Below are 24,264 nucleotides of genomic sequence, written 5' to 3' on the forward strand. Positions count from 1 at the left end.
AAAGCCATTACAGTAAATATGATCATCGGCATCGGCACAGACATTCTGCAGATTGAGCGCTTACAAGCGGCGTACGATCGCACTAATGGCCGCCTAGCTGAAAAAATTCTAGGGCCAGACGAGATGTTGGTATTTAAACATCGCCTTGCCAGAAATCATAAACGCGGAATTGCATTTTTAGCCACGCGTTTCGCAGTTAAGGAGGCCTTCTCAAAAGCGATTGGCTTGGGAATGAGAATGCCTATGACTTGGCGTTCACTCCAAACTTTAAATGAGCCTAGCGGTAAGCCCGTTACTTCATACTTGGGTGCCTTGGCGCAATTCATGCAAGAAAAAAATTGGGAAGCGCACGTCACTGTGAGTGATGAACAAGATATGGCAATTGCACATGTCATCGTTACTCAAAAGTAAATTACAAATAAAGTTGAAACAGAGGAAGAAATGAGTAAGTCCGCGATGGCCCCAGGCCCAATCACCTTAGATGTAGTTGGCTTTGAATTAAATGCTGAGGATCGTCGACGCATTTTGCATCCCCTGACTGGTGGCGTTATTTTGTTTGGCAGAAACTTCGCCAATCGTCAGCAACTCACCAAGTTAACTGCCGCCATTAAGAAGCTGCGCCCTGATGTGCTTATATCCATTGATCATGAGGGTGGTCGAGTACAACGCGCAAGAACAGACGGTTTTACCCATTTACCAGCTATGCGTAAATTGGGTGAATTGTGGAGTGCTAAAAATAAATCAACTCATGCTGCAGAATCTGCTGCTATCGCAATGGCTGCTGCAACAGCCTGTGGATATGTACTTGCTACTGAGCTGCGTGCTTGTGGAGTTGACTTCAGTTTTACTCCGGTACTGGATTTAGATTTTGGCCGAAGCGGCGTGATTGGCGATCGATCTTTTAGTCGTGATCCACAAATAGTCTTTGCTTTGTCGAAGAGCTTGAATGAAGGTTTGCGTCTTGCTGGCATGGCCAACTGTGGTAAGCATTTCCCTGGGCATGGCTGGACTGAGGCTGATTCGCACGTAGCTATTCCAGTAGATGAGCGTTCTTTAAAAGAAATCTTGAATGATGATGCTAAGCCGTATGAATGGCTCGATTTGAGCTTGGCATCGGTGATGCCTGCACATGTGATCTATCCAAAGGTAGACAAGAACCCAGCAGGATTTTCAAAGGTTTGGCTTCATTCCATTCTGCGTCAAGAATTGGGCTTTGAAGGCGTGATCTTTAGTGACGATCTATCAATGGAAGGTGCTAGTGTTGCTGGCTCTGTAGTGAAGGGCGCTGAGATGGCTCTAGATGCTGGTTGCGATGCGGTATTAATCTGCAATCGCCCAGACCTGGCTGACCAGCTATTGAGTAAGCTAAAGGTATCAAAAGCTAAGCAGAAAGATTCCATAGCGCGTTTAAATAAGTTAATGCCGACAGCGCTTGCGTTGGGTTGGAATGAATTGCAAAATGAAGCTCAGTACCAGCATGCCAAGGGGTTGCTTGAGCAGTTAAAGCTGATTGCATAAAAAATATTGCGACAATAAAAAAGCCCGGCATGCCGGGCTTTTTAACTACTGTAGTTTGCTAATTACAAATTAGTTAGCGCGGCTACGGTATTCACCAGTGCGAGTATCGATCTCGATCTTGTCACCAGTATTACAGAACAATGGAACTTGCAATTCATAGCCTGTAGCCAATTTTGCAGTCTTCAATACCTTGCCTGAGCTGGTATCACCCTTAACTGCTGGCTCTGTGTAGATGATTTCGCGAACCAATGAGTTTGGCATTGCTACTGAGAGTGCTTTACCTTCGTAGAACACCACTTCACATGGCATGCTTTCTTCGAGGTAGTTCAATGCATCACCCATGAACTCAGCTTCAACTTCATACTGGTTATATTCGGTATCCATGAACACGTACATCGGATCAGCGAAATAAGAGTAAGTACATTCTTTCTTATCAAGAATCACAACATCAAACTTGTCATCCGCTTTGTAAACGCCTTCGTTTGGCGCGCCAGTTAACAAATTCTTAAATTTCATTTTCACAACGGAGGAGTTGCGGCCAGAGCGGCTATATTCGGCCTTTAAAACGACTTGGGCATCAGTACCAATCATGACTACGTTACCAACGCGGAGTTCTTGTGCTGTTTTCATCTTGCTATTCCTGGGGGCAGAGCTAATTTTCTGCGGTTTTTATCAAAAACAAGATTGTACCCGCCCGCAAGCCTTTATTGCTTGGGATTAGGCGACAAAGCGGATTAAACGCGCTGGCAAGCCGCCATCTGCTTGTTTTTCAAGTAAATGGGTACGCCAATGCTTGGCATGGGCATCCCAGACGTTTAGGTCTTTAAACCATTCACCGGGCATTGCCCAGGTCATGGCGGCAATGGTAGCTAACCTTAATTCTTGGCTAGCCTTTTCCAGATATAAATCCAGAAACGCTGCTAATTTCACTTCATGGGCGCGATCTTCTTGTGGATAGATGTGCCAAATAAATGGTTTGCCCGCAAGCTGCGCTCGCACAAAAGAATCCTCTCCTCGCACAATGTTGAAGTCGCATTGAGATAACACCCAGTCATATTCATCCTGAGATACGAATGGCATGGAAAGTAATTGCAGATTTGCCGACACTGCGATGGGCTGCTCGCCGTAGATCTTTAACTGTTCGGCGTGACCGTATGCCAGTAAGACATCGATATCTTCACCAAGACGCCCTAAGTCAGCTAGCCATTTTTTGAGAGGTGCCCCTGGGTAGCAAAAAACACTGATCCTTTTTGCTCCTGGTCGTAATTGAGGCCAGATAGCTTTTAGATCTTTTGGAATAGTGTTTTCAACGAGATAACCTTCTGCTGGAATGGGGTCGAGTAATAGTCCGCCCACCTCATCTTGAAAACCAGGGAAGAAGAAATATTTCGGAATGCCGTGTGACTGAGGTGACGCCTTGCCATGAAATTCAGCCACCCAAGGCTCCGCACTGAGATACTCCAAATTGAGAATGATGGGCTTGATGGGTGCAATAAAGAGACCAGCCAAATAGCGCTCAGGTAATTCGCAGCCAAAAGCTTCAATCACAACATCGGGTATTTGTACTGGATGGCGGGCATTCGCATGGCTAGCCTCCCATGACTGCATGTCGATTTTTTGCTTAATTACTGGATCTACTCCTGATGCGAGTAAATTAAGGATTGGCAGGTCATCGCAAAAAATACGGACCTCTTGCCCATGAATGCTTGATAAGCTTCGGGCTAGACGCCAGCAAACACCGGCATCACCATAGTTATCAACGATTTGGCAGAAAATATCCCAACGCATGAGTAATTCGCTTTTCGAAACCCTTCAGCAAGATGTTAAACGGCTACCCGGATTGCCGGGGGTATATCGCTTTTTTGATGAAGCGGGGCATATTCTGTACGTAGGCAAAGCGCGCAACCTTAAAAAGCGTGTCTCTAGTTACTTTCAGCGGACCCAGTTATCGCCTCGCATCGAACTGATGGTGGGCAAAATTGCCCGCTATGAGACAACGGTAACACGGACTGAAACTGAAGCCCTCATTCTAGAGAACAATCTCATTAAAGAGTTGGCTCCGCCATTTAATATTTTGTTTCGTGATGACAAGTCTTATCCCTACGTGATGTTAACGGGGCACCAATTTCCTAGGTTGGCCTCATATCGAGGAAAAGTGGATAAGCGCAATCACTACTTTGGGCCATTTCCGAATAGTTGGGCAGTACGTAATTCAGTGCAGATCTTGCAGAAGGTATTTCGTCTGAGGACATGTGAGGATTCTGTATTCAAGAATCGTAGTCGCCCCTGTCTCTTGCATCAGATTCATCGTTGTAGCGCCCCTTGTGTCGGCCGCTTGAGTGTTGAGCAGTATGGGCAAGACGTAGCTCAGGCTACTCGATTTTTAAAAGGTGATCACAGCCAAGTGTTATCCGAGCTTGAAAAAGAAATGCACAAGCATAGTGAGGCGATGGAGTTTGAGATGGCGGCGGTATTGCGGGATCGCATCGCAGATCTATCTAGCGTCTTGCAACAGCAGTCGATGGATACCGTGGCTGAAGGTGAGGGTGATGTAGATGTTATCGCTGTAGAGCAAATGGAGGGTATGGTTTGCGTTAATTTGGCGATGATCCGTGGTGGGCGTCATTTAGGCGATAGGGCCTATTTCCCTAAAGGATTGCGCTCCACCTCCGGTGAGTTGCCATCTCCCGCAGAAATACTGGAAGCTTTTATTACTCAGCATTACTTGGAAGAGCATGCGGATGAAACTGCAGCCAACTTAATACCGCCAGTATTAGTTTTAAATCATGCCTTACAGTCAGCGAGCGATGATCTTACCCAGTTGAATGAATCTCCACCCGAAGATTTGCATGAATTACTTAATGCACAAGCTGGAAGGAAAATTACCTTCTTGCATCAGCCCCAAGGGCAAAGACGTCATTGGCTTGCAATGGCAGAAGGTAATGCGAAGATTGCTTTAACAAGACGCCTAGTAGAGACGGGTGGACAGCTGGCAAGAGCGCGTGCATTAGCTGATGTATTGAGTCTTGAATTAGAAAGTCTTGAGCAGTTACGTATTGAGTGTTTTGATATTAGCCATACTTCTGGCGAGGCAACCCAAGCTTCTTGCGTGGTCTATACCAAAAATGCGATGCAATCGAGTGAGTATCGACGCTTCAATATCAATGACATTACGCCGGGCGATGATTACGCAGCAATGCGTCAAGTATTGCAAAGACGTTATGCTAACTTTCAAGAGCTACCAGTCGAAAAAATTCCTCAAGTGATTTTGATTGATGGTGGTAAAGGCCAGGTAGAAATGGCTCGTCAGGTCTTATCTGAATTTGGCATGGACATCGGGTTAATTGTGGGTGTGGCTAAGGGCGAAGGTCGTAAGGTGGGACTGGAGACACTCATTTTTGCAGATGGACGTGAACCATTAGAACTAGGTATTGATAGCGCAGCTTTGCTATTGGTAGCTCAGATAAGAGATGAGGCACATCGCTTTGCTATTACTGGTATGCGCGCTAAACGCGCCAAGGCAAGGACCATCTCTCGCTTAGAGGAAATCGAGGGCATTGGCGCTAAGCGTCGACAAAAGTTGCTTGCTCGCTTTGGTGGCTTAAAAGGCGTCTCTAATGCCAGTATTGAAGAGATTGCTAGTGTGGAGGGTGTCTCATTAACGCTCGCCGAGCAGATATATCGCCAGCTTCACTAGGAGCATTGACCGTTCTTGGTTTATGCTTATCGTATGCCTTTCAATCTACCGATCGCCTTAACCTGGTTGCGTGTTGCCGCGATTCCGCTCTTGGTAGCTGTTTTTTATCTTCCTAACTCCTGGCTTACTCCGTTTGAGAAGAATCTGATTGCAGCAATCATCTTTATCTCAGCCGCAATTACCGATTGGTTAGATGGTTTTTTAGCGCGTCGCCTAAAACAAGAATCTGCATTTGGTCAGTTTTTGGATCCAGTAGCAGATAAGCTGATTGTTGCTGCCGCTTTGTTAGTGCTCTTAAATATGGATCGCGTTCAGGTTTGGGTTGCACTAATCATCATTGGTCGAGAAATTACGATTTCCGCATTACGGGAGTGGATGGCTTTATTAGGGGCCGGCAAAAGTGTGGCAGTACATATGGTTGGCAAGCTCAAAACGACTGCTCAGTTGGTAGCTATTCCGTTTTTGCTGCTCAATGACACCTTATTTGGCTGGCTAAATTGTGCACAAGTGGGTACCTGGTTAATTTGGATTGCATCATTTTTAACACTTTGGTCGATGTTCTATTACATGAAAAAGGCCTTGCCCCAGCTCGCTGGAAAAATCGACTAAGCGTCATAAACCCCAGCCAGTTAAGACTTATGGGGCAGTTCAATTCTTTTGCATCAGAGGTTTTACAAGGAATAATGCTTTCCTTGGGAATGTTTGTTAAACTACTGCCCTGTTATGCGGGAATAGCTCAGCTGGTAGAGCGATACCTTGCCAAGGTATAGGTCGGGAGTTCGAACCTCCTTTCCCGCTCCAAGTTCGATGGGAAGCCCTCAAAAGCTTCCCATTTTTGATTTGGGTATATGGCGCGTTGGCCGAGTGGTTAGGCAGGAGCCTGCAAAGCTTCGTACGGGGGTTCGATTCCCTCACGCGCCTCCAGTAATTTGTCTTGACGAATTAGGTGCATCACCTAAAATACTTTTAACTATCGTAAGTAAAAAGCGTCAACCACCTTAATCAAATACAACCCACATGATCACAATTCAAACTTTGAAAATCAGTGCCCTCGCATTATTTTTATCAGCACTCTTGGGTGCATGCGCTAGTTCGGGAGATTCTCCTACTGGTACGGCTGAAGAGATTCAGGAAGTTCAGAATCAGTTATTGGGTGATATGCCTTTGCCGCAAGGCGCACGACTGTCTGGTGGTGATTCCATCATTATTGGCCGTGGCAACGAATGGGTTGGTAGAGCAGTAGTCAATGCGCTTCAAGGTGCAACTGATGTATACGCTTTCTTCCAATCAGAGTATCCAAAGGGCGGCTGGACAACGGTTACTGCTGTAAAAGCAAAAACCAGCATTTTAGTTTTCACAAAAGGCGATAGAACTGCAACTGTAGAAATCGTAGATGGATCTATTGGCGGCCCTAAGTCAGTCATCATTGTGACCTCTTCACCGAAGAATGCGAACGTGGTGGCGCCAACTCGTAAGTAAGTAAACCAGCAACTTACTAATTGATATTAATAAAAAAGGCCTCTAATAAGAGGCCTTTTGCTTAAGAGGCAACAGCTTAAAGCCCTTCAGCCCTGATTAGGCCAACCGCCTGGCCTTCAATGGCAAAGTTAGGTTGACGATCATCTACCAAAATGTTTTTGAAGTCTGGGTTCTCTGCTTGTAATTCGATGACCATACCGTTCGCAGTTTTCTTTTGTTGCCAACGCTTCACAGTCACTTCATCATCAAGGCGAGCAACAACAATGTCACCATTGCGAACTTCAGTCGTTTTTCTAACAGCTAAATAATCGCCGTCCAAAATTCCGGCATCGCGCATGCTCATACCTTTTACTTTGAGCAAGTAATCGGCACCCTTGCTAAACAAGCTTGGATCAATCGGCACATGCTTTTCAATATGCTCCACCGCCATGATTGGAGATCCAGCGGCAACACGACCAATTAATGGCAAAGTGAGTTGTTGTAATGCGCCTGATGGTAGGGACAGTTGGCGGTATTTATTGCTATTGTGCGATTGATTAAATCGTTGCGGAATGCGAATGCCGCGTGAAGTTCCTGGCGTTAATTCGATATAGCCTTTTTTGGCTAATGCGCGAAGATGTTCTTCGGCCGCATTGGCGGAAGCAAATCCCAATTGCGTTGCAATCTCAGCGCGAGTAGGCGGTAGCCCACTCTCATCGATGGCCTTGGTAATCAACTCCAAAATCTCATTCTGACGCGGAGTGAGCTTGGGGAGGGCAGTCAGCTCCTCCGGAAAATCGACTGTGTTTATGTCCATACTGGGATTGTATACAGCAGTATTTGATAGATCAAGCTATTTAAGGGGGATAATGAGGTATGAGCTCACTACAAGACACTCCTGAAAATTCACCCCATATCTTGGTTTTGGGTATGGGCGGCACGATTGCTGGCTTGGCATCGAGTCCAGATCAAAATCCGATGCAATATGAGGCTGGCCAGGTTGAGGTGGCCTCATTGCTTGCTCATATTCAGTCCGCTATTCCTGAAGATATTAGCTTGGTTTCAAGGCAGGTTGCCAATATCAATAGCCGTAATCTGACGGAGTCCTTATTAACACTTTTGGGCGAGGCTGTGAGAGAGGCTCTAGGCAATACCTTGGTTAAAGGGGTAGTGGTCACTCACGGAACTGACACAATTGAAGAAACTGGTGTTTTTTTGCAGTTGACTTCCGGAAAATATGCCCAAAACTTAGGCAAAAGAGTCATCCTGACTGGTGCTATGTTGCCAGCAAATGCTCCCAGGGCAGATGGCCCGTCCAACTTGCTTGATGCCATTCGTTGGGCCTCTACCCCTATTGATAACTGCCCTGGTGGTATTTATGCCGTTATGGATGGTAGGGCTTGTTTGGCTATGGATCTCGCTAAACGCCACGGTAGCGCCCTCAATGCGCCCATCCAAGCAACTCCAAGTAGCTCGGCTGGACTAATTAATCCATCTTGGTTATCGGGTGTGAAGGCGGTTCAGGCTCTTTGGGCTGAGGATTTGCCCATTCCCAAGGAGGCCGAATGGCCTTGGGTGGAAATATTGACCAGTCATGCAGGCGCTCGTTCAGAAACCATTACCCACTGGTTGAACTCTAAGGTGAAGGGTCTGGTCATTGCGGGTTCTGGCATGGGAGGCTTCCATGACGCCTGGAAGGATTCGCTGGTTGCAGCGGTAAAGCATGGAATTGCCTTAGTCAGAACCACTAGAACCGGTGCGGGTGAAACCTTGCTCGATTTGCCTGAAAAGGACATTGCCGGGTGCTTAGCCTCAGGCAGTCTTACTGCCCCCAGAGCCAGAATTGCACTCCAACTGTCTCTGAATGCAGAAAAACAGGCTCAGACTGCTGGTAAATCCCTGACTTGGCAGGATTTTTTTGCTAGAATAACGCTCTTGCCAGTAATTCGGTAAGCGCTGAAAAGCGGCTGTAAAAGTGTTGTAAGCAGTACCTACAATTTGTTACTACCTTGTCACACTGGCGCTGAGTTCACAACCATCAGAACTTAGCAAGACGCCCAGGTGACTCAATCCTTAAGGAGTGTTTGATGCGTCATTATGAAATCGTCTTTATCGTCCATCCGGACCAAAGCGAGCAAGTGCCAGCGATGATCGATCGTTACAAAGCTACATTAGCAGCTGCGGGCGGCAAAATTCATCGTATGGAAGACTGGGGTCGTCGTCAGATGGCTTACATGATCGACAAGCTTGCTAAAGCCCATTACGTTTGCATGAACATTGAGTGTGACCAGAAAACTCTGGAAGAGCTCGAGCATGCGTTCAAATTTAACGATGCTGTTTTGCGTCACCTCATCATCAAGACTAAGAAAGCTGAAACAGAGCCTTCAATCATGATGAAAGAAGTGCATCGTGAAGAAGCGCGCAAATCAGCTCAAGCCGACGCTCCTGTAGCGGCAGCCTAAGTTATAAATTTGAAGAGGAATACACAGACTAGAAAACGTATCAGAGAAGCGGAGTGGCGTTGAATCATTTCACCCTCACTGCAATCTTGGTATCTAAAGACGCGATTCGATTTACACCAGCAGGAATACCGGTGATGCATTGTCAGCTAGAACATAGTGGCCAAGCAAACGAGGTAGGAGTGGCAAGGAAAATTCACATGAACGTTGAAGCCATCACAATCGGTCCGATACAAAAGGATTTAGAACGAATGGATTTAGGAACTGAGGCAGTGTTTGAGGGATTCTTAGCACTCAAGACTCTACGTAATCAAAGACTTGTTTTCCACATTACCAATATTCAATTGAAAAATTAAAGAGGAAATCATCATGGCGTTTGGAAAGAAACCCGATTTCAAAAAGAAACCAGCTCAGAACCCATTGTTCAAGCGTAAGCGTTATTGCCGTTTCACTGTTGCTGGCGTAGAACAGATTGATTACAAAGATGTAGACACATTGAAGGACTTCATTGGCGAAAACGCCAAGATCACTCCTGCTCGTTTGACAGGCACAAAAGCTAAGTATCAGCGTCAGTTAGACACTGCTATCAAGCGTGCTCGTTACTTGGCTTTATTGCCATTCTCCGATCAACATAAGAAATAATTAGGAGCCCTCAATGCAAATCATTCTTTTAGAAAAAGTAACTAACCTGGGCAACCTTGGCGACGTAGTTCGCGTTAAAGACGGTTTCGCTCGCAACTTTTTAATCCCACAACGCAAAGCGCGTCGTGCAACTGAAGCAGCGATTGCTGACTTTGCAGTTCGCCGTGCTGAGTTGGAAAAATTAGCCGCTGAGAAATTGGCTGCTGCCGAAGTTGTTGGCGCAAAGCTTAAGGACTTAGTTCTTGAAATCGGTCAAAAAGCTGGTGTTGACGGTCGCTTGTTTGGTTCTGTAACCAACCATGACATCGCTGATGCGTTGAAAGCTAAAGGCTTCGCAATTGAGAAGTCTTCAGTTCGCATGCCTACTGGCCCATTGAAAATGGTTGGTGATCACCCTGTAGCGGTTGCTGTTCATACCGACGTAGTTGCAGACATCACTATTCGTGTAGTTGGCGAGCAAGCTTAATTTTTAGAACTGTAAATAAGCCTCATGGCTGAATCCCGTTCACGTTCCGTTACGCTGAATCCCGGCATGATGGGTTCTGGGGATGCAGTCGTGCAGGCTTTAAAAGTTCCGCCGCATTCTGTAGAAGCCGAGCAATCTTTGCTCGGCGGTCTACTGATCGATAACTCCTCTTGGGATAACCTGGGTGGAGTATTAAACGATAAAGATTTCTATCGCCCCGAACATGCTTTGATCTACAAAGCAATTGCTCGTTTGGTTGGCGACAATCATCCCGCTGACGTCATTACTGTTCATGATGCAATTAAATCTGAGCAGGGTGGTGATTTGGTTGGTATTGATTACCTTAATTCATTAGCGCAAAACACACCAAGTGCGGCAAACATTAAAGGCTATGCCGATATTGTTCGTGATCGTAGTATTTTGCGTCGCTTGATTGAAGTTTCAGACAGTATTGTCAATTCTGCATTTGTTCCTGAGGGACGTACTGTTAGAACGCTGTTGGATGAAGCTGAGTCACGCATTCTTCAGATTGGTGAAGAAGGTAGTCGCAAAGCCGACTATCTGGAGATTGAACCTTTGCTGAAGGCCGTTGTTGCGCGTATTGATGAGCTCTATAACCGCCAAGGTGGTAGTGACATCACCGGTATTGCCACAGGCTTTATTGATTTAGATAAGCAAACTAGTGGCCTGCAAAAAGGTGACCTCGTGATTGTTGCTGGTCGTCCTTCTATGGGTAAGGCGCAACCTCTAGATGCAAAAGTGAAAACGGTTGATGGCTGGAAGCTGATGGGTGAGTTGCGTTTTGGCGATCGCCTGGCTTCCGTTGATGGCCAACATTCGATGGTTACCGGTATTTATCCGCAAGGTCTTAAGCAGATATACAAAGTTACTTTTTCCGACGGCCGTCAAGCTGAGTGCTGTGATGAGCATCTCTGGCGTGTAAAGTATCGCGATTGGTCCGAGCCACGCGTTATTAATACAGCTCGCTTAATGGAAATGCTGCAGTGTGTACGGTATAAGAACAGATTATGGATTGATCCTGTCACAGGTGATTTTGGCCACTCGAATGCATTGCCAATTCATCCATGGGTTTTAGGTGCGTTGCTAGGCGATGGCACTCTAGCCTTATCTCATGGCTCAGTAATGTTTTCAACTAAGTCACCTGAGCTTGTAGAGCGCATGAATTTGCTTGCGAGCTATGAGATGGAGTTAGTGCACGCTAATGCATACGACTGGAGATTGGTTTCGAAAGAAAGAATTGCTGCCAATGGTCAAAGAGCAGCTGTAAAGACAAATTATTTTAGAGCCGCTTTAGATGAATTAGGTGTTTTAGGTTGCAGAAGTTTTGATAAATACATTCCGGCCACTTATCTTGAGGCGAATAAGAATTCTCGTCTTGCATTGTTCCAGGGTTTGATGGATACCGATGGCTGGATTGAGAAGTGGGGCTCTATTCGATTCTGTACAGTAAGCAAGAAATTATCTGAAGATGTTGCAATTTTAGCTAGGTCATTAGGAGGCTTTTGCTCAATAGCACAAAAGCAAACTAGCTATACCTACAAGGGTGAAAAGAAGCAAGGTCGCTTATCTTATGTTTTAAACATGAGTTTTGGTCCCGGTTTTCAAGCTTTTACTCTGCCCGAAAAGGCTGAAAGATTAAGGGCAAGTTGGGATCGCCAACGTAGACTTTCATTTCAAAGTATTGAGCCTTCCAGAATGTCTGAGGCGCAATGTATCTCAGTTAGCCATCCTCAAAGAACTTACGTAACGAATGATTATGTCGTTACTCACAACACTGCATTTGCCTTGAATATTGCAGAGAATGTTGCACTTGCTGAAGGCTTGCCGGTCGTTATTTTCTCGATGGAGATGTCGGGTGAACAATTGGCTGCCCGTTTATTGGGTTCTGTAGGGCGCGTAGATCAAGGTCGCATGCGTACTGGCAAGTTACAAGATGATGAGTGGCCACGCGTTACTGATGCTATTGCGCGTTTAAGCAATACCCAAATTTTGATTGATGAGACTGGTTCTTTATCAAGCCTCGAGTTGCGCGCACGCGCACGGCGTATTGCGAGAAACTTTGGTGGCACCCTTGGCCTAGTAGTAATTGACTACTTGCAATTGATGAGTGGCTCTGGTTCTGAAAACCGCGCAACCGAGATTTCTGAAATCTCACGCTCACTCAAATCACTCGCAAAAGAATTGCAGTGCCCAGTCGTTGCGCTCTCACAGTTAAATCGTGGTCTTGAGCAACGCCCTAATAAGCGTCCAATCATGTCAGACTTGCGTGAGTCAGGCGCTATTGAGCAAGATGCTGACTTAATTATGTTCATCTATCGTGATGAGGTTTATCACCCGGACACTACCACCGATAAAGGCATGGCTGAGATCATCATTGGTAAACAACGTAACGGTCCGATTGGAACTGTGCGCTTAAGCTGGCAAGGTCCATATACTAAGTTTGATAACTTAGCGATGGGCTCTGTGGGTTACTCTTCCGGTGGTTACGAGCCGTTCTAACTAATAAGAATAAAATATAAACTGTTAAAAACAGATAAAGAAATAGACATTAAAAAAGCCTCACACTGTGAGGCTTTTTTAATGCACGAAATGAATCAGATCAATAAAATCAGCTTATTTACCGCCTTCACATTTCTTGATTGAAGCAGTCTTTGCGGCCCCATAAAGTGGCTTGCCATCTTTGCTTACTGCTTTGGCTTCGCAATCATTCGGCTTGGCATCACCCATACATTTTTTAATAGAGGCATCCTTGGCTGCGCCATAGAGTGGCTTGCCATCTTTGCTAACAGCTTTAGCTTCACAAGCTGCCTGGTCAGCAAAAGCATAGGTTGGAAGTGCAAAACTCAGCGCAATACTTAAAGCAATAATAATTTTCTTCATACTCATTCTCCTGATTAATTGGATGAACCGCTGCTGCAAAAACGCCGTACAAGACTTAACTAATGTAATGGACTTAATTTTGTTTGACAATCATATTTTGTGAGGCCATTGGGGTTGGGTATCCTGCGTCGGCAAATGCTTTTGCCATAACACGATTTACCTCAAAATATACTGACCAATAATCCGCATTATTGCAATAGGGCCTAACTGCTAAAACAGGCCCAACGAGGTTAAATTCCAAAATATTGATCTCAATTGGAGGCTCACTTAAAACTTTCGGAATTTCCGAAAGTTTTACTTGTAGTAATTGGATTGCTTCCTCAGGGTTAGTGGCACTAGAGATTTGATATTTAAGGTCAACACGCCGATATTCGGAGCTACTAAAGTTTTGAATGTTATCACTCAAAATTTTATTGTTGCCAATGATGGTAACTATATGATCAGAGGTATTGATGGTTGATGAAAATATACCAATCTCTTTAACGGTTCCTGTTATGCCGCTTGCGGTGATGACATCGCCCACCTTGAATGGGCGTAATACAATCAAAAAGACACCAGCTGCAAAATTAGACAACAAGCCTGCCCAGGCGGCACCAATAGCAATGCCCGCAGTCGCTAAGAGTGCTGCAAAACTGGTTGTTTGAATACCAAAGTAACCCAAGATTCCAATAACCAAAAGCACATTTAAGGTAATCGACACAATCGAGTGAACATAGCGCAATAGGGTTGGATCAAACTGTTGCTTTTCTAGGGCAACGCGGATGAGCTTTTGAGAAACGCCAATGAGCCATCGCCCAATAACCCAAAGGGCGATTGCCGCCAAAATCTTGAGTCCAATATCGGTAGCTGCGGTTACCAATATTTCTTGAACACGGTCTAAATCGATGTCTTTCATTGCTCTTCCTCAATCTTGATGAGTATCTAACTAAGTTTGCCAGGTATTATTTCTGATGTTTAAATGATTAGATATAGACCCTAAAGCTAATAGTTTGTGGATATGTATTCTAAGGTGTTGGTCGTAGTACGTCTTTTGATGATTATTGCGTTACTAAGCGACGCGCCTCAGTAAACTTAGCCGCCCAATAGGGGGAAGTGATGTAGTCGAGGCGTACGGTTCCGCCTGCGCTAGGGGCATGTACAAATCTACCTTGGCCCACATAAATTCCGGCATGCGAATACTTTTCGCCAGTAGTATTGAAGAATACTAAATCGCCGGGGGCCGGGGGCTGTCCTTCGATGCTTATTCCCTTGGTGCTCATCAATTGAATCGTACGCGGTAGTTTTACCCCAGCCGCTTTGTTATAGACATACACAATCAATCCGCTGCAATCAAAACCACCTTTTGGGGTATTACCACCATATCGATAGGGCACGTCCACCAAGCCTACGGCTGCAATGGAGATATCTTCAGTGCCGACGCTAGTGTCTTGCTTAAATTGAGAAACTCTTGAGGGGGATCCCGATTTACCGCTGAATGTGCTGCATCCGCTTAGGGCAAATAAGCTACAAATAAAAATGCCGCACCCTAGGAGAGTGCGGCATGAGAGGGATTGCTTAGAGTGCGTCAGCAGCATGATCCGCAAGACGTGAACGCTCACCGCGAGCCAATGTCACATGTCCACCGTGACGCCAGCCTTTGAAGCGATCCACTACATAAGTTAAACCAGAAGAGCCTTCTGTTAAGTAAGGCGTATCAATCTGAGCGATATTACCCAAGCAAATAATTTTGGTTCCAGGGCCTGCACGGGTTACCAATGTCTTCATTTGTTTTGGCGTGAGGTTTTGCGCCTCATCAATGATGACGAACTTACTCACAAAAGTTCTGCCGCGCATAAAGTTCATGCTCTTGACCTTAATGCGTGAACGAATCAACTCTTGAGTTGCAGCACGACCCCATTCACCGGCACCACCATCCTCATTGCGTTGGAGTACTTCAAGGTTGTCGTCAAATGCACCCATCCAAGGCTGCATTTTCTCTTCTTCAGTACCAGGTAGGAAGCCAATATCTTCACCGACGGGTACGGTTGCACGGGTAATGATGATCTCGTTATAACGCTTGCTGTCTAGTACTTGCTCAAGACCGGCAGCTAATGCTAGCAAGGTTTTGCCAGTACCAGCTTGCCCTAGTAGAGTTACAAAATCTACGTCCGGATTCATGAGTAGGTTCATGGCAAAGTTCTGCTCACGGTTCCGCGCAGTAACGCTCCAGACATTATTTTTCTGATGAGAGAAGTCTCTCAATGTTTGCAGGAGAGCAGTCTTGCCATTAATCTCTTTCACTTGTGCGTAGAAGGGTGTAGAGCCATCCGGATTTTCTTGATAAACAAACTGATTGACCAGCATGCTTTGTACAGATGGTCCAGTTACTCTATAGAACATGGTGCCAGATTTGGAGTCAGCCCAGCTTTCCATATCCTTACCATGCTTTGGCCAAAAATCTGCTGGCAATGACATCACGCCGGCATACATCAGATCACGATCTTCTAAGACCTGATCGTTGAAGTAATCCTCAGCAGGCAATCCAAGCGCACGGGCTTTAATACGCATATTGATATCTTTGGATACCAACACCACTTCTTGACCTTTGCGAGTTTTTTGTAATTCACTGACAACTGCCAAAATCATGTTATCGCCTTTACCCTCAGGTAAGCCTTCGGGCAATGCTTGTGTAGAGAATTTGGTTTGGAAGAAGAGGCGCCCAGTCACATCTTGGTTGCCCAGCTTATTTAGGGGAATGCCGTCATCCAAAGTACCGCTAGTACCTGCGATCAACTGGTCTAAGGATCTGCTGACAGTACGAGCATTACGAGCTACCTCTGTCATGCCTTTCTTGTGGTTATCCAATTCTTCTAGAGTCGTCATCGGCAGATAGAGATCGTGCTCGGAGAAGCGGAATAGGGAACTTGGGTCATGCATCAATACGTTGGTATCGAGAACAAATAAGCTCGGCGGCCCAGTGCGAATTACGCGTTTAGGTTTTGCGGGTGTAGGTACTTTGCTTTCGTTTCGTGCATTGAAAGTGGGGCGATGATCCGCTTTGATCTTTTCAAGAGCTACTTCTGCAGCGGATAAATCTTCCTCTGCGTCATTGGTCCAGTCAACGGCTTCCACTACCACCGGTTTTGCTTGAGCAGGACGTTTCTTTAAGTCGGGAGTATCTTTGCGACTGAGTTTGACTTGATCAGCAATTTGAGTGGGGATTGGGGGTAGTGGCATGTACTCTCCTAAAAGAAAAAACCGCCAAGCGGATTGCATTGACGGTTTATTACGAAACTGGTTGTAGTGAGGACTGAAAAACGGAGGGGGTTGCTCCCCGTACCTGATCTGAGATATTCAGGTTTCTGATTCAAACGGATTGTCAGACTTTCCCGTCGTTTACGGTGCATATGAATTACTTTACCCCAAATTTTGGGGTTTGCAAGCACCTCAGATCAAATTATTATAAAAATTATTTAGTGGCTTGAGCGGCTTGTAATACCTCTGTCACATGACCGGGAACCTTCAGGCCGCGCCACTCTTTTACTAGCTTGCCAGAGGAGTCAAATAAGAAGGTGCTACGTTCTACGCCACGGACTTGCTTGCCATACATATTCTTCATCTTCATGACGCCAAAGATCTGACAAAGCGTTTCTTCGGTATCGGCAACCAACTCAAATGGGAGTTCTAGTTTGCTGCGGAAATTGTCATGTGACTTGAGGCTATCGCGGGAAACTCCCACTACAAGAGTGTTGGCTTTGGTAAAGGCTTCAATATTGTCTCTAAATTCACCTGACTCAGCAGTGCAACCTGGAGTCATGTCCTTTGGATAAAAATACAGAACCAATTTTTTGCCTTCGGCGGATGATGGTGAAAACATTAATCCGGAAGTCGCTGGAATCGCGCACTGTGGCATAGGTTGACCGATGGCTACTGTCATGATGATCCTTCGTTGGTTAATATCTCTGAGTTCTAGTTATTTTGAATGATTAAGTCGCCACTGCGATTGGGTATTTCACCCCAGGTCAGTGGTAATACCGCTATTTTATCGAGTTGCTTGGTGGCTTCCCAGGATTTGTGAAGCTCCCCCATAGTGACGAGCTCATGGCCTTGATTTAGCCATCCAGCCAATAGCTGCTCAAATGCCGGCAATAGCTTTTGACCTTCTAGTTCAGCGTGTAGCGTGAATACTTGGTCGTTTGGGTTGCTTTGGGTGATCTCTAATAACTTTTTAACTGCACCAAATTCATCTGCGCCATCGATGCCAATAAGTTCATCAAAGGTGGGGAGTGTAGTTGGGTACTGAACATGCTTTGCTTTGCCGGAAGGTAAGGCAAGACGATAAGGTATGAGATTGGGCTCAGCCCTGCCATCAGAAGAATAGGCAATGCCCCATTGATCGAGCTGCTCAAAGGCAGCTGCATTCATTTGCCACCCGGCAGCACCATAAGTGACTGGTGTATGACCAAAGATTTCTACAAAACGATCCCAACTCTTTTGCATCATCGCTTTTGTCCAAGCAGCATCTTGATTACGCACTGCATCTTGCCAGGCGACATGATCCCAAGTATGAATACCTGTCTCATGACCCGCTTTGTCAATTGCACGCATTTCTGCAGCAGCTTTTTTACCGATGTCTGGTCCAGGAAGGAGAACCCCATATAGCAAGGTCTTAATGCCATAGTGCTCTACAACGGAGGTGCGGCTGACTTTCTTCAGAAAGCCTGGGCGAAAGACACGCTTCAAAGCCCAGCCAGTATGGTCAGGTCCAAGACTAAACAGGAAGGTCGCTTTAAGACCAAGACGATCTAGAGTCCGAGCTAGGTTAGGGACGCCTTCTTTAGTACCGCGTAAGGTATCTACATCAACCTTGAGAGCTATCTTAGCCATGTACCTTTGGGTCTACTTTTGCTTATTCTTTATCAACTAAGGTACGCGCTTTTTCAACATCTTCACGATAAGCCTCGAAAATATTCTTAAGCGCATCGCTCATGGTTGTAGTTGGCTTCCAACCTAATTCACTCATCGTATTGTCAATTGCAGGGACGCGATTTTGAACGTCTTGATAGCCTTCGCCGTAGTAAGCGCCAGAAGTAGTTTCTACAATCTTTACTTCATTAGCAGTCTTTGCATACTCAGGAATACTGCGAGCAATTTCTAGCATCTGATTGGCTAGCTCACGAATAGAATGATTGTTCTTTGGATTGCCGATGTTATAGATCTTGCCATTAGCAATATCATCTTTGTTGTCGATGATACGCATTAAGGCATCAATGCCATCATCAACGTAAGTAAAGGCACGTTTCTGTGCGCCACCGTCAACCACGTTGATAGATTCGCCACGAACTATGTGACCTAGGAACTGAGTCACTACACGGGAAGAACCTTCTTTTGGTGTGTAGATACTATCTAGACCGGGGCCAATCCAGTTAAACGGGCGGAAGAGGGTAAAGCGTAAGCCTTCCATGCCATAACCCCAGATCACACGATCCATGAGTTGCTTGGAACAAGCGTAGATCCAGCGCGGCTTATTAATTGGACCGTAAACCATATTCGATTTAGCAGGATCAAATTCGCTATCTTCACACATTCCATATACTTCAGAAGTTGATGGGAACACTAAATGCTTCTTGTATTTGACTGCTGAGCGCACGATGGGGAGATTGGCTTCGAAGTCGAGCTCAAATACCTTAAGTGGTTGCTGGACATAAGTTGCAGGAGTTGCAATCGCAACTAAAGGGAGAATAACGTCGCATTTGCGGATATGGTATTCAACCCATTCTTTATTAATGGTGATATCACCTTCGAAGAAGTGCATGCGTGGATGATTGACTAAGTCACCAAGACGATCATTTTGCATATCCATGCCATAGACATCCCAGTCGGTTGTCTCGAGAATGCGCTTGGAAAGGTGGTGGCCAATAAAACCATTAACACCAAGAATGAGTACTTTTTTCATCTTTACTGCCTCGTTTTAATCTAATAAGTGTTGCTGCTCAGTTGCCATTTAATTGCTAGCTGGAAACCATTCCAGTACTTCCACTGCTTGATGGTCGCCACAAATGCCGAATACCCGATTATCAACCACTTGGATGCCACAAACCCCAAGATCGAGATTGGCTGGAAATGGCCCATTTAGGCTGGTGCGGGCCACGATCATGGTCTTGCCATCATGTGCCGTAAAGGCCCCTGGATAAGGAGGTGCAACCGCTCTAACGAGGTCATGGACCTGTTTAGCAGTCTGATTCCAATGAATTTGGCCATCTGCAGGCTTTCTACCGCCAAAATAGCTGCCTTTTTGGAGCTCGTTCGCCTTGCGGGGAACAATTCCTTTTAGAAGGCTAGGCAGGACCTGATCGATCACGTTCACGGCAGCCTGACTGACCTTAGCAAATACATTAGTAGCGGTTTCATCTGGGCCGATGCTGACGGCTGCTTGCCCAACAATATCTCCTGCGTCCGGTTTTGCTTCCATGACGTGTAAAGTTGCGCCAGTCTCAGTCTCGCCATGCAGAATGGCCCAATTAACCGGTGCACGTCCTCGGTATTTGGGAAGAAGCGAGCCATGCATATTGAGTGCGGCAATTTTTGCGCATTGCAAAATCTGCCCCGGAATCATGAAGCGATAGTAGAAAGAAAAAATGTAATCTGGTGCTATCGCTTGAAACTTCGGAAGTAAAGTAAGCAACTCATCAGCGCTGGGTGTGATGTAAGAAATAGCTTTTTCTAGACAGAGTTTTTCAACGCTTCCAAACCAAACATTCTCATTGGGGTCGTCTTGGTGGGTTACCACTAAATCGACTTTTATGCCTGCGTTGAGAAGTGCTTTGAGGCAACTGACGCCAACATCGTGATAAGCAAAGACGACTGCGTGCAATTATTTTTTCTCTAAAACGGTTTGCACAACATAGCGAGGACGCTTGCGGATTTGCTGATAGATGCGACCAATATACTCACCTAATAGACCGAGTCCAAAGAGCATCACACCAATCAAGAAGAAGGTAAGAGCAAAGAGGGTAAAAACACCCTCAACCTCAGCGCCCAGAACAAAGCGGCGCACTAGCAGGTAGATAAACAAGCTACCAGCTGCAAGAGAGAGAAGCATGCCGAGTATTGAGAAAATCTGCAAGGGCATAACAGAAAATCCAGTCACTAAATCAAAGTTCAGACGAATCAATTGATACAAACTGTATTTAGATTCACCAGCAAAACGCTCTTCATGCTTAACAGTAATCTCTACTGGATTTGCAGAAAAGGTATAAGCCAGTGCTGGAATAAAAGTATTGCTCTCATCACATTGACGAACTAGATCAACAATGCGGCGACTATAGCCACGCAACATGCAGCCTTGATCAGTCATCGTGATACGGGTAATGTTTTCACGCAAGCGATTCATGGCGCGCGAAGCAAATTTTCTAAAGAAGCTATCACGGCGATCGGCACGAATAGTGCCAACGTAATCATGACCTTTTAAGAGTTGCTCAGTGAGCGCATCAATTTCTTCAGGGGGATTTTGTAAGTCTGCATCTAAGGTGATGATGTGTTCGCCTTTGGCGTATTCAAAGCCGGCCATGATCGCCATATGTTGACCAAAGTTGCTGTGGAATAAAACAGCACGAGTCACCTCGGGACGCAATTCAACTTGCTTGGAAAGAATGCCGGCGGAACGATCTGTACTGCCGTCATTTACGAATACGATCTCGTAGCTGATATTGCGTTTGCTGGCCAGAGCATCTAATGCTGGATAGAGGCGACTAAACAGGGCCTCTAGTCCGTCCTCCTCGTTGTAAACGGGGATAACAATACTGAGTGTTGGGTTGGCAACTAAATTTGCAGTCATGGCGCAATTTTGCCTGATTCTGTAGGTTTAACCCAAGAACACTAGTTTTTTCGGTATTTCTGCAAAATTCCGACCAATCCGCTGGCTATGCGGCCAATATCCTCATCGGTCATTGCGGGAAATAAGGGGAGAGTGAGAATGGATCTGCCAATGCGTTCAGCAATTGGCGTATCCGATGTTTTGTAATCTTGATTTTTATAAAGAGTAAATCCAGTAATTGCAGGGTAATGAACGCCAGTGCCAATACCAAGATCTTTTAACTCGGTCATCACTTGGGCGCGGTCTGTATTTAATTGATCAAGCGGCAAAACAACTTGAAACATATGCCAGTTACTATCAGTGAAATTTTCTACTGGAAGTTCTAAGCGCAAACTCTTCAATCCAACAGATTTCAATTCAGTACGAATCACATCAAAGTATTGACGGGCAAGTGCAGCACGACGTGCTTGATAAGAGGGGAGCTGCTTCAGTTGCTCAAGACCAATTGCTGCGTTCACATCAGTTAAGTTATCTTTTCCACCTAATACATCAACATCCATACCGTCCATACCTTGACGGGTCAAACCTTGAAGGCGGAACTTCTCGGCAAGCTTTGCTTCATCGAGATTATTGAGAACAAGGCAGCCACCCTCAACGGTAGTGAGATTCTTGTTGGCTTGAAAGCTAAAGCTCACCAGGTCGCCAAAGCTACCAATCTTCTTACCTTGCCACTGTGACCCAAAGGCTTGCGCTGCATCTTCGATGACGCGAAGATTGTGTTGTTTTGCCAATGCGTAGAGCTGGTCCATATCCACAGGTAGACCAGCTAAATAGACTGGCATGATTGCACGAGTCTTTGAAGTGATTGCAGCAGCAACTTTATTCAGATCAATATTGCGTGTAACGGGATCAATATCCACAAATACTGGTTTGGCGCCAACGCCCAAAATCACATTAGAAGTTGCTACCCAAGAAATTGGAGTGGTAATTACTTCATCGCCATCACCAATGCCGGCAACTTGCAGAGCGATCTTCATGGTTGCGGTGCCATTGGCAAAACAGCGTACCGGACGACCGCCAAAGTATTGACTTAAAGCAGCTTCAAACTCGGCCAACTTCGGTCCGGATGTCACCCATCCTGAACGCAATACCTCTGAAACAGCATCAATGGTTTCTTGATTAAAGCTAGGGCGTGTGAAGGGGATGAAGTTTGACATGGTGTCCTATATTACTGCGAGATATCTGGATGCTTAACAATGACCCTGCGTGAATCACGATCGACTTCCTGCATTGGGAAGCCCTGAGTCTTAAGCGTATCAAATTGCTCTGGAACCATGATGGCGTAGGCTGTTTGATCTTCTTGCCAGCGGGTAATAAAGGCGTCTAATGTCGACATCCAAAGTTCTGGCTCTTGATTAACCCCAAACTCAAGCTCATCGGGTGATTCAACCATGATCATCGTTCTGCCTAAATAGAAAGGCACGGTGTGATCTAAAAGACGTACTGAATAGAAGTTCACTTTTTCAGGAATGGAGGCTTTTACTCGCTCAACTAAATCGATGCCCGAGACAGCGCGACCCAAAGTCTCATGACCCGTTCCCGCGATGATGGCGCACAGAAAAAATCCACAAGCAAAACTCACAATACTTTGAGTGCCGTTACGTTTACTTTGCCATGCAGCATATGAGCTAAAACTCACTAGTGCAACTAATGCTGCAATAACCCAATAGGTGTATTGCGCATAAGCTTCAATTTCATCAGGCCTTGCTTGCTTGCCAATGGCATCCAAAAAGAAAAATCCAACGAGACCGAGAATTGCAAATCCAAAGGTCTGTAATTTCCATGGTAATGCCATGGTGTTGGTGTGACCAAGTAAGTGATCTAAACGATTGCCAATAATCAAAGCAAGTGCGGGAAAAACGGGGATGATGTAGCCGGGTAACTTAGAGCGTGAGACGCTAAAGAATGCAAAGATCACTAAAAACCAGCAGACCAATAACCAGCTTGCAGAGAACTCGCGGCGGCGCTCACCCCAGGCTTGTGCAAGTGACCCAGGAATTTGCAGAACCCAGGGAAGTAGGTCAATTAGCAGTAATGGCACGAAGTAATAGGCAGGACCCGTTCTACTATGTGCATCTTGTGTGAAGCGTTGCAGATGCTCATGAATAAAGAAGAATTCTAGAAATTCAGGATTGCGTTGCGCAACCAATATGAACCAAGGCGCAGTGATTGCCAAGAACAAGAGGCTGCCACTAAATAAGCGTAAGCGATCCCAGATTTTCCAGTCCCATGTACTGATGGAATAGGCAATAAAAACCATGGCAGGGATCGCTGCGCCAATGACGCCCTTGGACAAAGTAGCGAGCGCCATGAAAGCCCAGCAAGCCCACATCCAATTTCGACAACTCCCTTTGTTGTGAGAGGTTTGTGCAAGCAGCAGACTGCAAAGTGCAGCAACTAAAAAAGCAGATAGGCCCATGTCTAGTGAATTAAAGTGACCGCTGATGATCCACATTGGACTTGAGGCCAATACAACAGCTGCCAGCCATCCTGCTCTGGCGTTATAAATTCGAGCGCCAGTAAATCCCACTAAAACAATTGTCAGGAAGCCAGTTAATGCGGCCCACAATCTTGCTTGCCAATCGCCAATACCAAATGCTTGAAATGCAGCGGCAGTTGCCCAAGCTTGAAGAGGGGGTTTTTCAAAATACTTGTAGCCGTTGTAACGAGGTGTAATCCAATCACCAGTGACTAGCATTTCTCGGGCAATTTCTGCGTAGCGTCCTTCATCTGAAGGAATAAGGTGACGGTAATTAAGCGTGCCAAACCAGAGTAGGGCATAAATGATTACCAACAGCAAAATCTTGCCTGGATGCAGGGCTGAAGATTGCCGAATTTGGCCAAATTGCATTAAGTGGGTTCCACTATCAGGGCAAGCACGACCTGACGACCCTCGCCGACTAGGATGTTGTAAGTTCGGCAGGCAGCCTGGGAATCCATGATTTCAAAGCCAATTTTGGCCTCAATCAAGGATTTAAGCAGTTCTGGCTTAGGAAAGCGCTGGCGGATTCCGGTCCCAACAAGGACTAATTCTGGTTTTAAATCAACCATTTGGGCGAAATGACTAGCCTCTAGGCTGTCAAAAGTCTGGGCGGACCAATCAGTGATGGCGCCATCCGAACTTAGTAGGACTGCATGGGCGTAGGGGATCTTATTGATCTCTACGTAGCCATCGCCGTAGCCGGTGATCGTATTCGCTCCGGAATGGGGGTCAGATTGAAGCTTCAAGTGGACTCTCTGTCATAATTATGTGGATTATAGCTAGCTG

At 45.8% G+C, this 24,264-nt stretch carries 26 protein-coding genes and 2 tRNA genes; 13 read left to right on the forward strand and 15 right to left on the reverse strand.

All coding sequences use genetic code 11. The features are described from left to right. The first annotated feature begins 18 nt into the window (after window positions 1–18). Window positions 19–411, forward strand: coding sequence for a holo-ACP synthase (gene acpS / locus ICN48_RS00260; protein WP_216151769.1), 393 nt, complete (start codon window positions 19–21; stop codon window positions 409–411). Between the two features lie 30 nt (window positions 412–441). Continuing rightward, window positions 442–1,518 (forward strand): beta-N-acetylhexosaminidase, encoded by a 1,077-nt coding sequence (gene nagZ, locus ICN48_RS00265; RefSeq protein WP_216151770.1) that lies wholly within the window; start codon window positions 442–444, stop codon window positions 1,516–1,518. A gap of 69 nt (window positions 1,519–1,587) precedes the next feature. On the opposite strand, the gene efp is transcribed toward nagZ, so the two are convergent. Next, on the reverse strand, window positions 1,588–2,148 hold the full coding sequence (efp, locus tag ICN48_RS00270) for an elongation factor P (RefSeq protein WP_215392183.1): 561 nt from the start codon (window positions 2,146–2,148) through the stop codon (window positions 1,588–1,590). 87 nt (window positions 2,149–2,235) lie between these two features. After that, window positions 2,236–3,306: an elongation factor P maturation arginine rhamnosyltransferase EarP gene (gene earP, locus ICN48_RS00275; protein WP_216151771.1), complete on the reverse strand. Its 1,071-nt coding sequence runs from the start codon at window positions 3,304–3,306 to the stop codon at window positions 2,236–2,238. Here earP and uvrC point away from each other — a divergent pair. From uvrC to ICN48_RS00300, 5 genes are all read left to right on the forward strand, one after another. Next, window positions 3,305–5,215 carry an excinuclease ABC subunit UvrC gene (gene uvrC, locus ICN48_RS00280; RefSeq protein ID WP_216151772.1) on the forward strand — a complete coding sequence of 637 codons (1,911 nt, stop codon included), beginning with the start codon at window positions 3,305–3,307 and terminating at the stop codon, window positions 5,213–5,215. The genes earP and uvrC overlap by 2 nt on opposite strands. A 33-nt stretch (window positions 5,216–5,248) precedes the next feature. Beyond that, entirely contained in the window at window positions 5,249–5,824 is a 576-nt protein-coding gene (gene pgsA, locus ICN48_RS00285; protein WP_216151773.1) for a CDP-diacylglycerol--glycerol-3-phosphate 3-phosphatidyltransferase, read from the forward strand. Window positions 5,825–5,940: 116 nt separating this feature from the next. After that, window positions 5,941–6,016 (forward strand) — tRNA-Gly (locus ICN48_RS00290). Between the two features lie 49 nt (window positions 6,017–6,065). After that, window positions 6,066–6,139, forward strand: a tRNA-Cys gene (locus tag ICN48_RS00295). 93 nt (window positions 6,140–6,232) lie between these two features. Continuing rightward, window positions 6,233–6,694: a hypothetical protein gene (locus ICN48_RS00300; protein WP_216151774.1), complete on the forward strand. Its 462-nt coding sequence runs from the start codon at window positions 6,233–6,235 to the stop codon at window positions 6,692–6,694. Between the two features lie 76 nt (window positions 6,695–6,770). Here ICN48_RS00300 and lexA read toward each other — a convergent pair whose 3' ends face one another. Next, window positions 6,771–7,490, reverse strand: a complete 720-nt coding sequence (lexA, locus tag ICN48_RS00305) for a transcriptional repressor LexA (protein WP_216151775.1) — start codon at window positions 7,488–7,490, stop codon at window positions 6,771–6,773. Window positions 7,491–7,549: 59 nt separating this feature from the next. Here lexA and ICN48_RS00310 point away from each other — a divergent pair, with 59 nt between their 5' ends. The 6 genes from ICN48_RS00310 (at window position 7,550) to dnaB (ending at window position 12,760) form a co-directional block, all read left to right on the forward strand. Then, a complete protein-coding gene (locus ICN48_RS00310; RefSeq protein ID WP_216151776.1) occupies window positions 7,550–8,626 on the forward strand; it encodes an asparaginase in 1,077 nt (358 codons plus the stop codon). Window positions 8,627–8,760: 134 nt separating this feature from the next. Beyond that, on the forward strand, window positions 8,761–9,135 hold the full coding sequence (gene rpsF, locus ICN48_RS00315; protein WP_216151777.1) for a 30S ribosomal protein S6: 375 nt from the start codon (window positions 8,761–8,763) through the stop codon (window positions 9,133–9,135). Window positions 9,136–9,188: 53 nt separating this feature from the next. Next, a complete protein-coding gene (gene priB, locus ICN48_RS00320) occupies window positions 9,189–9,488 on the forward strand; it encodes a primosomal replication protein N (RefSeq protein WP_370624112.1) in 300 nt (99 codons plus the stop codon). 13 nt (window positions 9,489–9,501) lie between these two features. Then, entirely contained in the window at window positions 9,502–9,774 is a 273-nt protein-coding gene (gene rpsR / locus ICN48_RS00325) for a 30S ribosomal protein S18 (protein ID WP_011902267.1), read from the forward strand. Window positions 9,775–9,787: 13 nt separating this feature from the next. Continuing rightward, window positions 9,788–10,240, forward strand: coding sequence for a 50S ribosomal protein L9 (gene rplI / locus ICN48_RS00330; RefSeq protein WP_216151779.1), 453 nt, complete (start codon window positions 9,788–9,790; stop codon window positions 10,238–10,240). 69 nt (window positions 10,241–10,309) lie between these two features. Beyond that, window positions 10,310–12,760 (forward strand): replicative DNA helicase, encoded by a 2,451-nt coding sequence (gene dnaB, locus ICN48_RS00335; RefSeq protein ID WP_255539414.1) that lies wholly within the window; start codon window positions 10,310–10,312, stop codon window positions 12,758–12,760. A gap of 114 nt (window positions 12,761–12,874) precedes the next feature. Here the strand turns inward: dnaB and ICN48_RS00340 are convergent, their stop codons facing one another. From ICN48_RS00340 to ICN48_RS00395, 12 genes are all read right to left on the reverse strand, one after another. Beyond that, on the reverse strand, window positions 12,875–13,141 hold the full coding sequence (locus ICN48_RS00340; RefSeq protein ID WP_216151780.1) for a hypothetical protein: 267 nt from the start codon (window positions 13,139–13,141) through the stop codon (window positions 12,875–12,877). Window positions 13,142–13,214: 73 nt separating this feature from the next. Beyond that, on the reverse strand, window positions 13,215–14,036 hold the full coding sequence (locus tag ICN48_RS00345) for a mechanosensitive ion channel family protein (RefSeq protein WP_216151781.1): 822 nt from the start codon (window positions 14,034–14,036) through the stop codon (window positions 13,215–13,217). Window positions 14,037–14,178: 142 nt separating this feature from the next. Continuing rightward, window positions 14,179–14,715: a C40 family peptidase gene (locus ICN48_RS00350; RefSeq protein ID WP_216151782.1), complete on the reverse strand. Its 537-nt coding sequence runs from the start codon at window positions 14,713–14,715 to the stop codon at window positions 14,179–14,181. Further along, window positions 14,696–16,357 (reverse strand): PhoH family protein, encoded by a 1,662-nt coding sequence (locus ICN48_RS00355; RefSeq protein WP_216151783.1) that lies wholly within the window; start codon window positions 16,355–16,357, stop codon window positions 14,696–14,698. The genes ICN48_RS00350 and ICN48_RS00355 overlap by 20 nt, the downstream gene beginning before the upstream one ends. Before the next feature lie 232 nt (window positions 16,358–16,589). Then, window positions 16,590–17,057: a peroxiredoxin gene (locus tag ICN48_RS00360; protein WP_216151784.1), complete on the reverse strand. Its 468-nt coding sequence runs from the start codon at window positions 17,055–17,057 to the stop codon at window positions 16,590–16,592. A 32-nt stretch (window positions 17,058–17,089) separates the two neighbouring features. Continuing rightward, window positions 17,090–18,007 carry a polysaccharide deacetylase family protein gene (locus tag ICN48_RS00365; protein WP_216151785.1) on the reverse strand — a complete coding sequence of 306 codons (918 nt, stop codon included), beginning with the start codon at window positions 18,005–18,007 and terminating at the stop codon, window positions 17,090–17,092. Between the two features lie 22 nt (window positions 18,008–18,029). Beyond that, complete coding sequence (locus tag ICN48_RS00370) at window positions 18,030–19,076, reverse strand: bifunctional UDP-4-keto-pentose/UDP-xylose synthase (RefSeq protein ID WP_216151786.1); 1,047 nt, start codon at window positions 19,074–19,076, stop codon at window positions 18,030–18,032. Window positions 19,077–19,124: 48 nt separating this feature from the next. Then, window positions 19,125–19,994: a formyltransferase gene (locus ICN48_RS00375; RefSeq protein WP_216151787.1), complete on the reverse strand. Its 870-nt coding sequence runs from the start codon at window positions 19,992–19,994 to the stop codon at window positions 19,125–19,127. Further along, entirely contained in the window at window positions 19,995–20,957 is a 963-nt protein-coding gene (locus ICN48_RS00380; protein WP_216151788.1) for a glycosyltransferase, read from the reverse strand. It abuts the gene before it with no gap. Between the two features lie 41 nt (window positions 20,958–20,998). Beyond that, window positions 20,999–22,153 (reverse strand): DegT/DnrJ/EryC1/StrS aminotransferase family protein, encoded by a 1,155-nt coding sequence (locus tag ICN48_RS00385; RefSeq protein ID WP_216151789.1) that lies wholly within the window; start codon window positions 22,151–22,153, stop codon window positions 20,999–21,001. A gap of 11 nt (window positions 22,154–22,164) precedes the next feature. After that, the gene (locus tag ICN48_RS00390; protein ID WP_216151790.1) at window positions 22,165–23,847 is read right to left on the reverse strand and encodes a glycosyltransferase family 39 protein; all 1,683 of its coding nucleotides are present in this window, start codon (window positions 23,845–23,847) and stop codon (window positions 22,165–22,167) included. Further along, window positions 23,847–24,224 (reverse strand): Mth938-like domain-containing protein, encoded by a 378-nt coding sequence (locus ICN48_RS00395; RefSeq protein ID WP_216151791.1) that lies wholly within the window; start codon window positions 24,222–24,224, stop codon window positions 23,847–23,849. Before ICN48_RS00395 ends, ICN48_RS00390 begins: the two co-directional genes overlap by 1 nt. Between the last annotated feature and the right edge of the window lie 40 nt (window positions 24,225–24,264).

Source organism: Polynucleobacter sp. JS-Safj-400b-B2 (genome assembly GCF_018881975.1).
GTDB lineage: Bacteria > Pseudomonadota > Gammaproteobacteria > Burkholderiales > Burkholderiaceae > Polynucleobacter.

Bases quoted from the DNA above. Each gene is read 5' to 3' on its own strand.
- acpS (WP_216151769.1), top strand. From the start codon at position 19: ATGATCATCGGCATCGGCACAGACATTCTGCAGATTGAGCGCTTACAA.
- nagZ (WP_216151770.1), top strand. From the start codon at position 442: ATGAGTAAGTCCGCGATGGCCCCAGGCCCAATCACCTTAGATGTAGTT.
- efp (WP_215392183.1), bottom strand. From the start codon at position 2,148: ATGAAAACAGCACAAGAACTCCGCGTTGGTAACGTAGTCATGATTGGT.
- uvrC (WP_216151772.1), top strand. From the start codon at position 3,305: ATGAGTAATTCGCTTTTCGAAACCCTTCAGCAAGATGTTAAACGGCTA.
- earP (WP_216151771.1), bottom strand. From the start codon at position 3,306: ATGCGTTGGGATATTTTCTGCCAAATCGTTGATAACTATGGTGATGCC.
- pgsA (WP_216151773.1), top strand. From the start codon at position 5,249: ATGCCTTTCAATCTACCGATCGCCTTAACCTGGTTGCGTGTTGCCGCG.
- ICN48_RS00300 (WP_216151774.1), top strand. From the start codon at position 6,233: ATGATCACAATTCAAACTTTGAAAATCAGTGCCCTCGCATTATTTTTA.
- lexA (WP_216151775.1), bottom strand. From the start codon at position 7,490: ATGGACATAAACACAGTCGATTTTCCGGAGGAGCTGACTGCCCTCCCC.
- ICN48_RS00310 (WP_216151776.1), top strand. From the start codon at position 7,550: ATGAGCTCACTACAAGACACTCCTGAAAATTCACCCCATATCTTGGTT.
- rpsF (WP_216151777.1), top strand. From the start codon at position 8,761: ATGCGTCATTATGAAATCGTCTTTATCGTCCATCCGGACCAAAGCGAG.
- rpsR (WP_011902267.1), top strand. From the start codon at position 9,502: ATGGCGTTTGGAAAGAAACCCGATTTCAAAAAGAAACCAGCTCAGAAC.
- rplI (WP_216151779.1), top strand. From the start codon at position 9,788: ATGCAAATCATTCTTTTAGAAAAAGTAACTAACCTGGGCAACCTTGGC.
- dnaB (WP_255539414.1), top strand. From the start codon at position 10,310: ATGGGTTCTGGGGATGCAGTCGTGCAGGCTTTAAAAGTTCCGCCGCAT.
- ICN48_RS00340 (WP_216151780.1), bottom strand. From the start codon at position 13,141: ATGAAGAAAATTATTATTGCTTTAAGTATTGCGCTGAGTTTTGCACTT.
- ICN48_RS00345 (WP_216151781.1), bottom strand. From the start codon at position 14,036: ATGAAAGACATCGATTTAGACCGTGTTCAAGAAATATTGGTAACCGCA.
- ICN48_RS00350 (WP_216151782.1), bottom strand. From the start codon at position 14,715: ATGCTGCTGACGCACTCTAAGCAATCCCTCTCATGCCGCACTCTCCTA.
- ICN48_RS00355 (WP_216151783.1), bottom strand. From the start codon at position 16,357: ATGCCACTACCCCCAATCCCCACTCAAATTGCTGATCAAGTCAAACTC.
- ICN48_RS00360 (WP_216151784.1), bottom strand. From the start codon at position 17,057: ATGACAGTAGCCATCGGTCAACCTATGCCACAGTGCGCGATTCCAGCG.
- ICN48_RS00365 (WP_216151785.1), bottom strand. From the start codon at position 18,007: ATGGCTAAGATAGCTCTCAAGGTTGATGTAGATACCTTACGCGGTACT.
- ICN48_RS00370 (WP_216151786.1), bottom strand. From the start codon at position 19,076: ATGAAAAAAGTACTCATTCTTGGTGTTAATGGTTTTATTGGCCACCAC.
- ICN48_RS00380 (WP_216151788.1), bottom strand. From the start codon at position 20,957: ATGACTGCAAATTTAGTTGCCAACCCAACACTCAGTATTGTTATCCCC.
- ICN48_RS00385 (WP_216151789.1), bottom strand. From the start codon at position 22,153: ATGTCAAACTTCATCCCCTTCACACGCCCTAGCTTTAATCAAGAAACC.
- ICN48_RS00390 (WP_216151790.1), bottom strand. From the start codon at position 23,847: ATGCAATTTGGCCAAATTCGGCAATCTTCAGCCCTGCATCCAGGCAAG.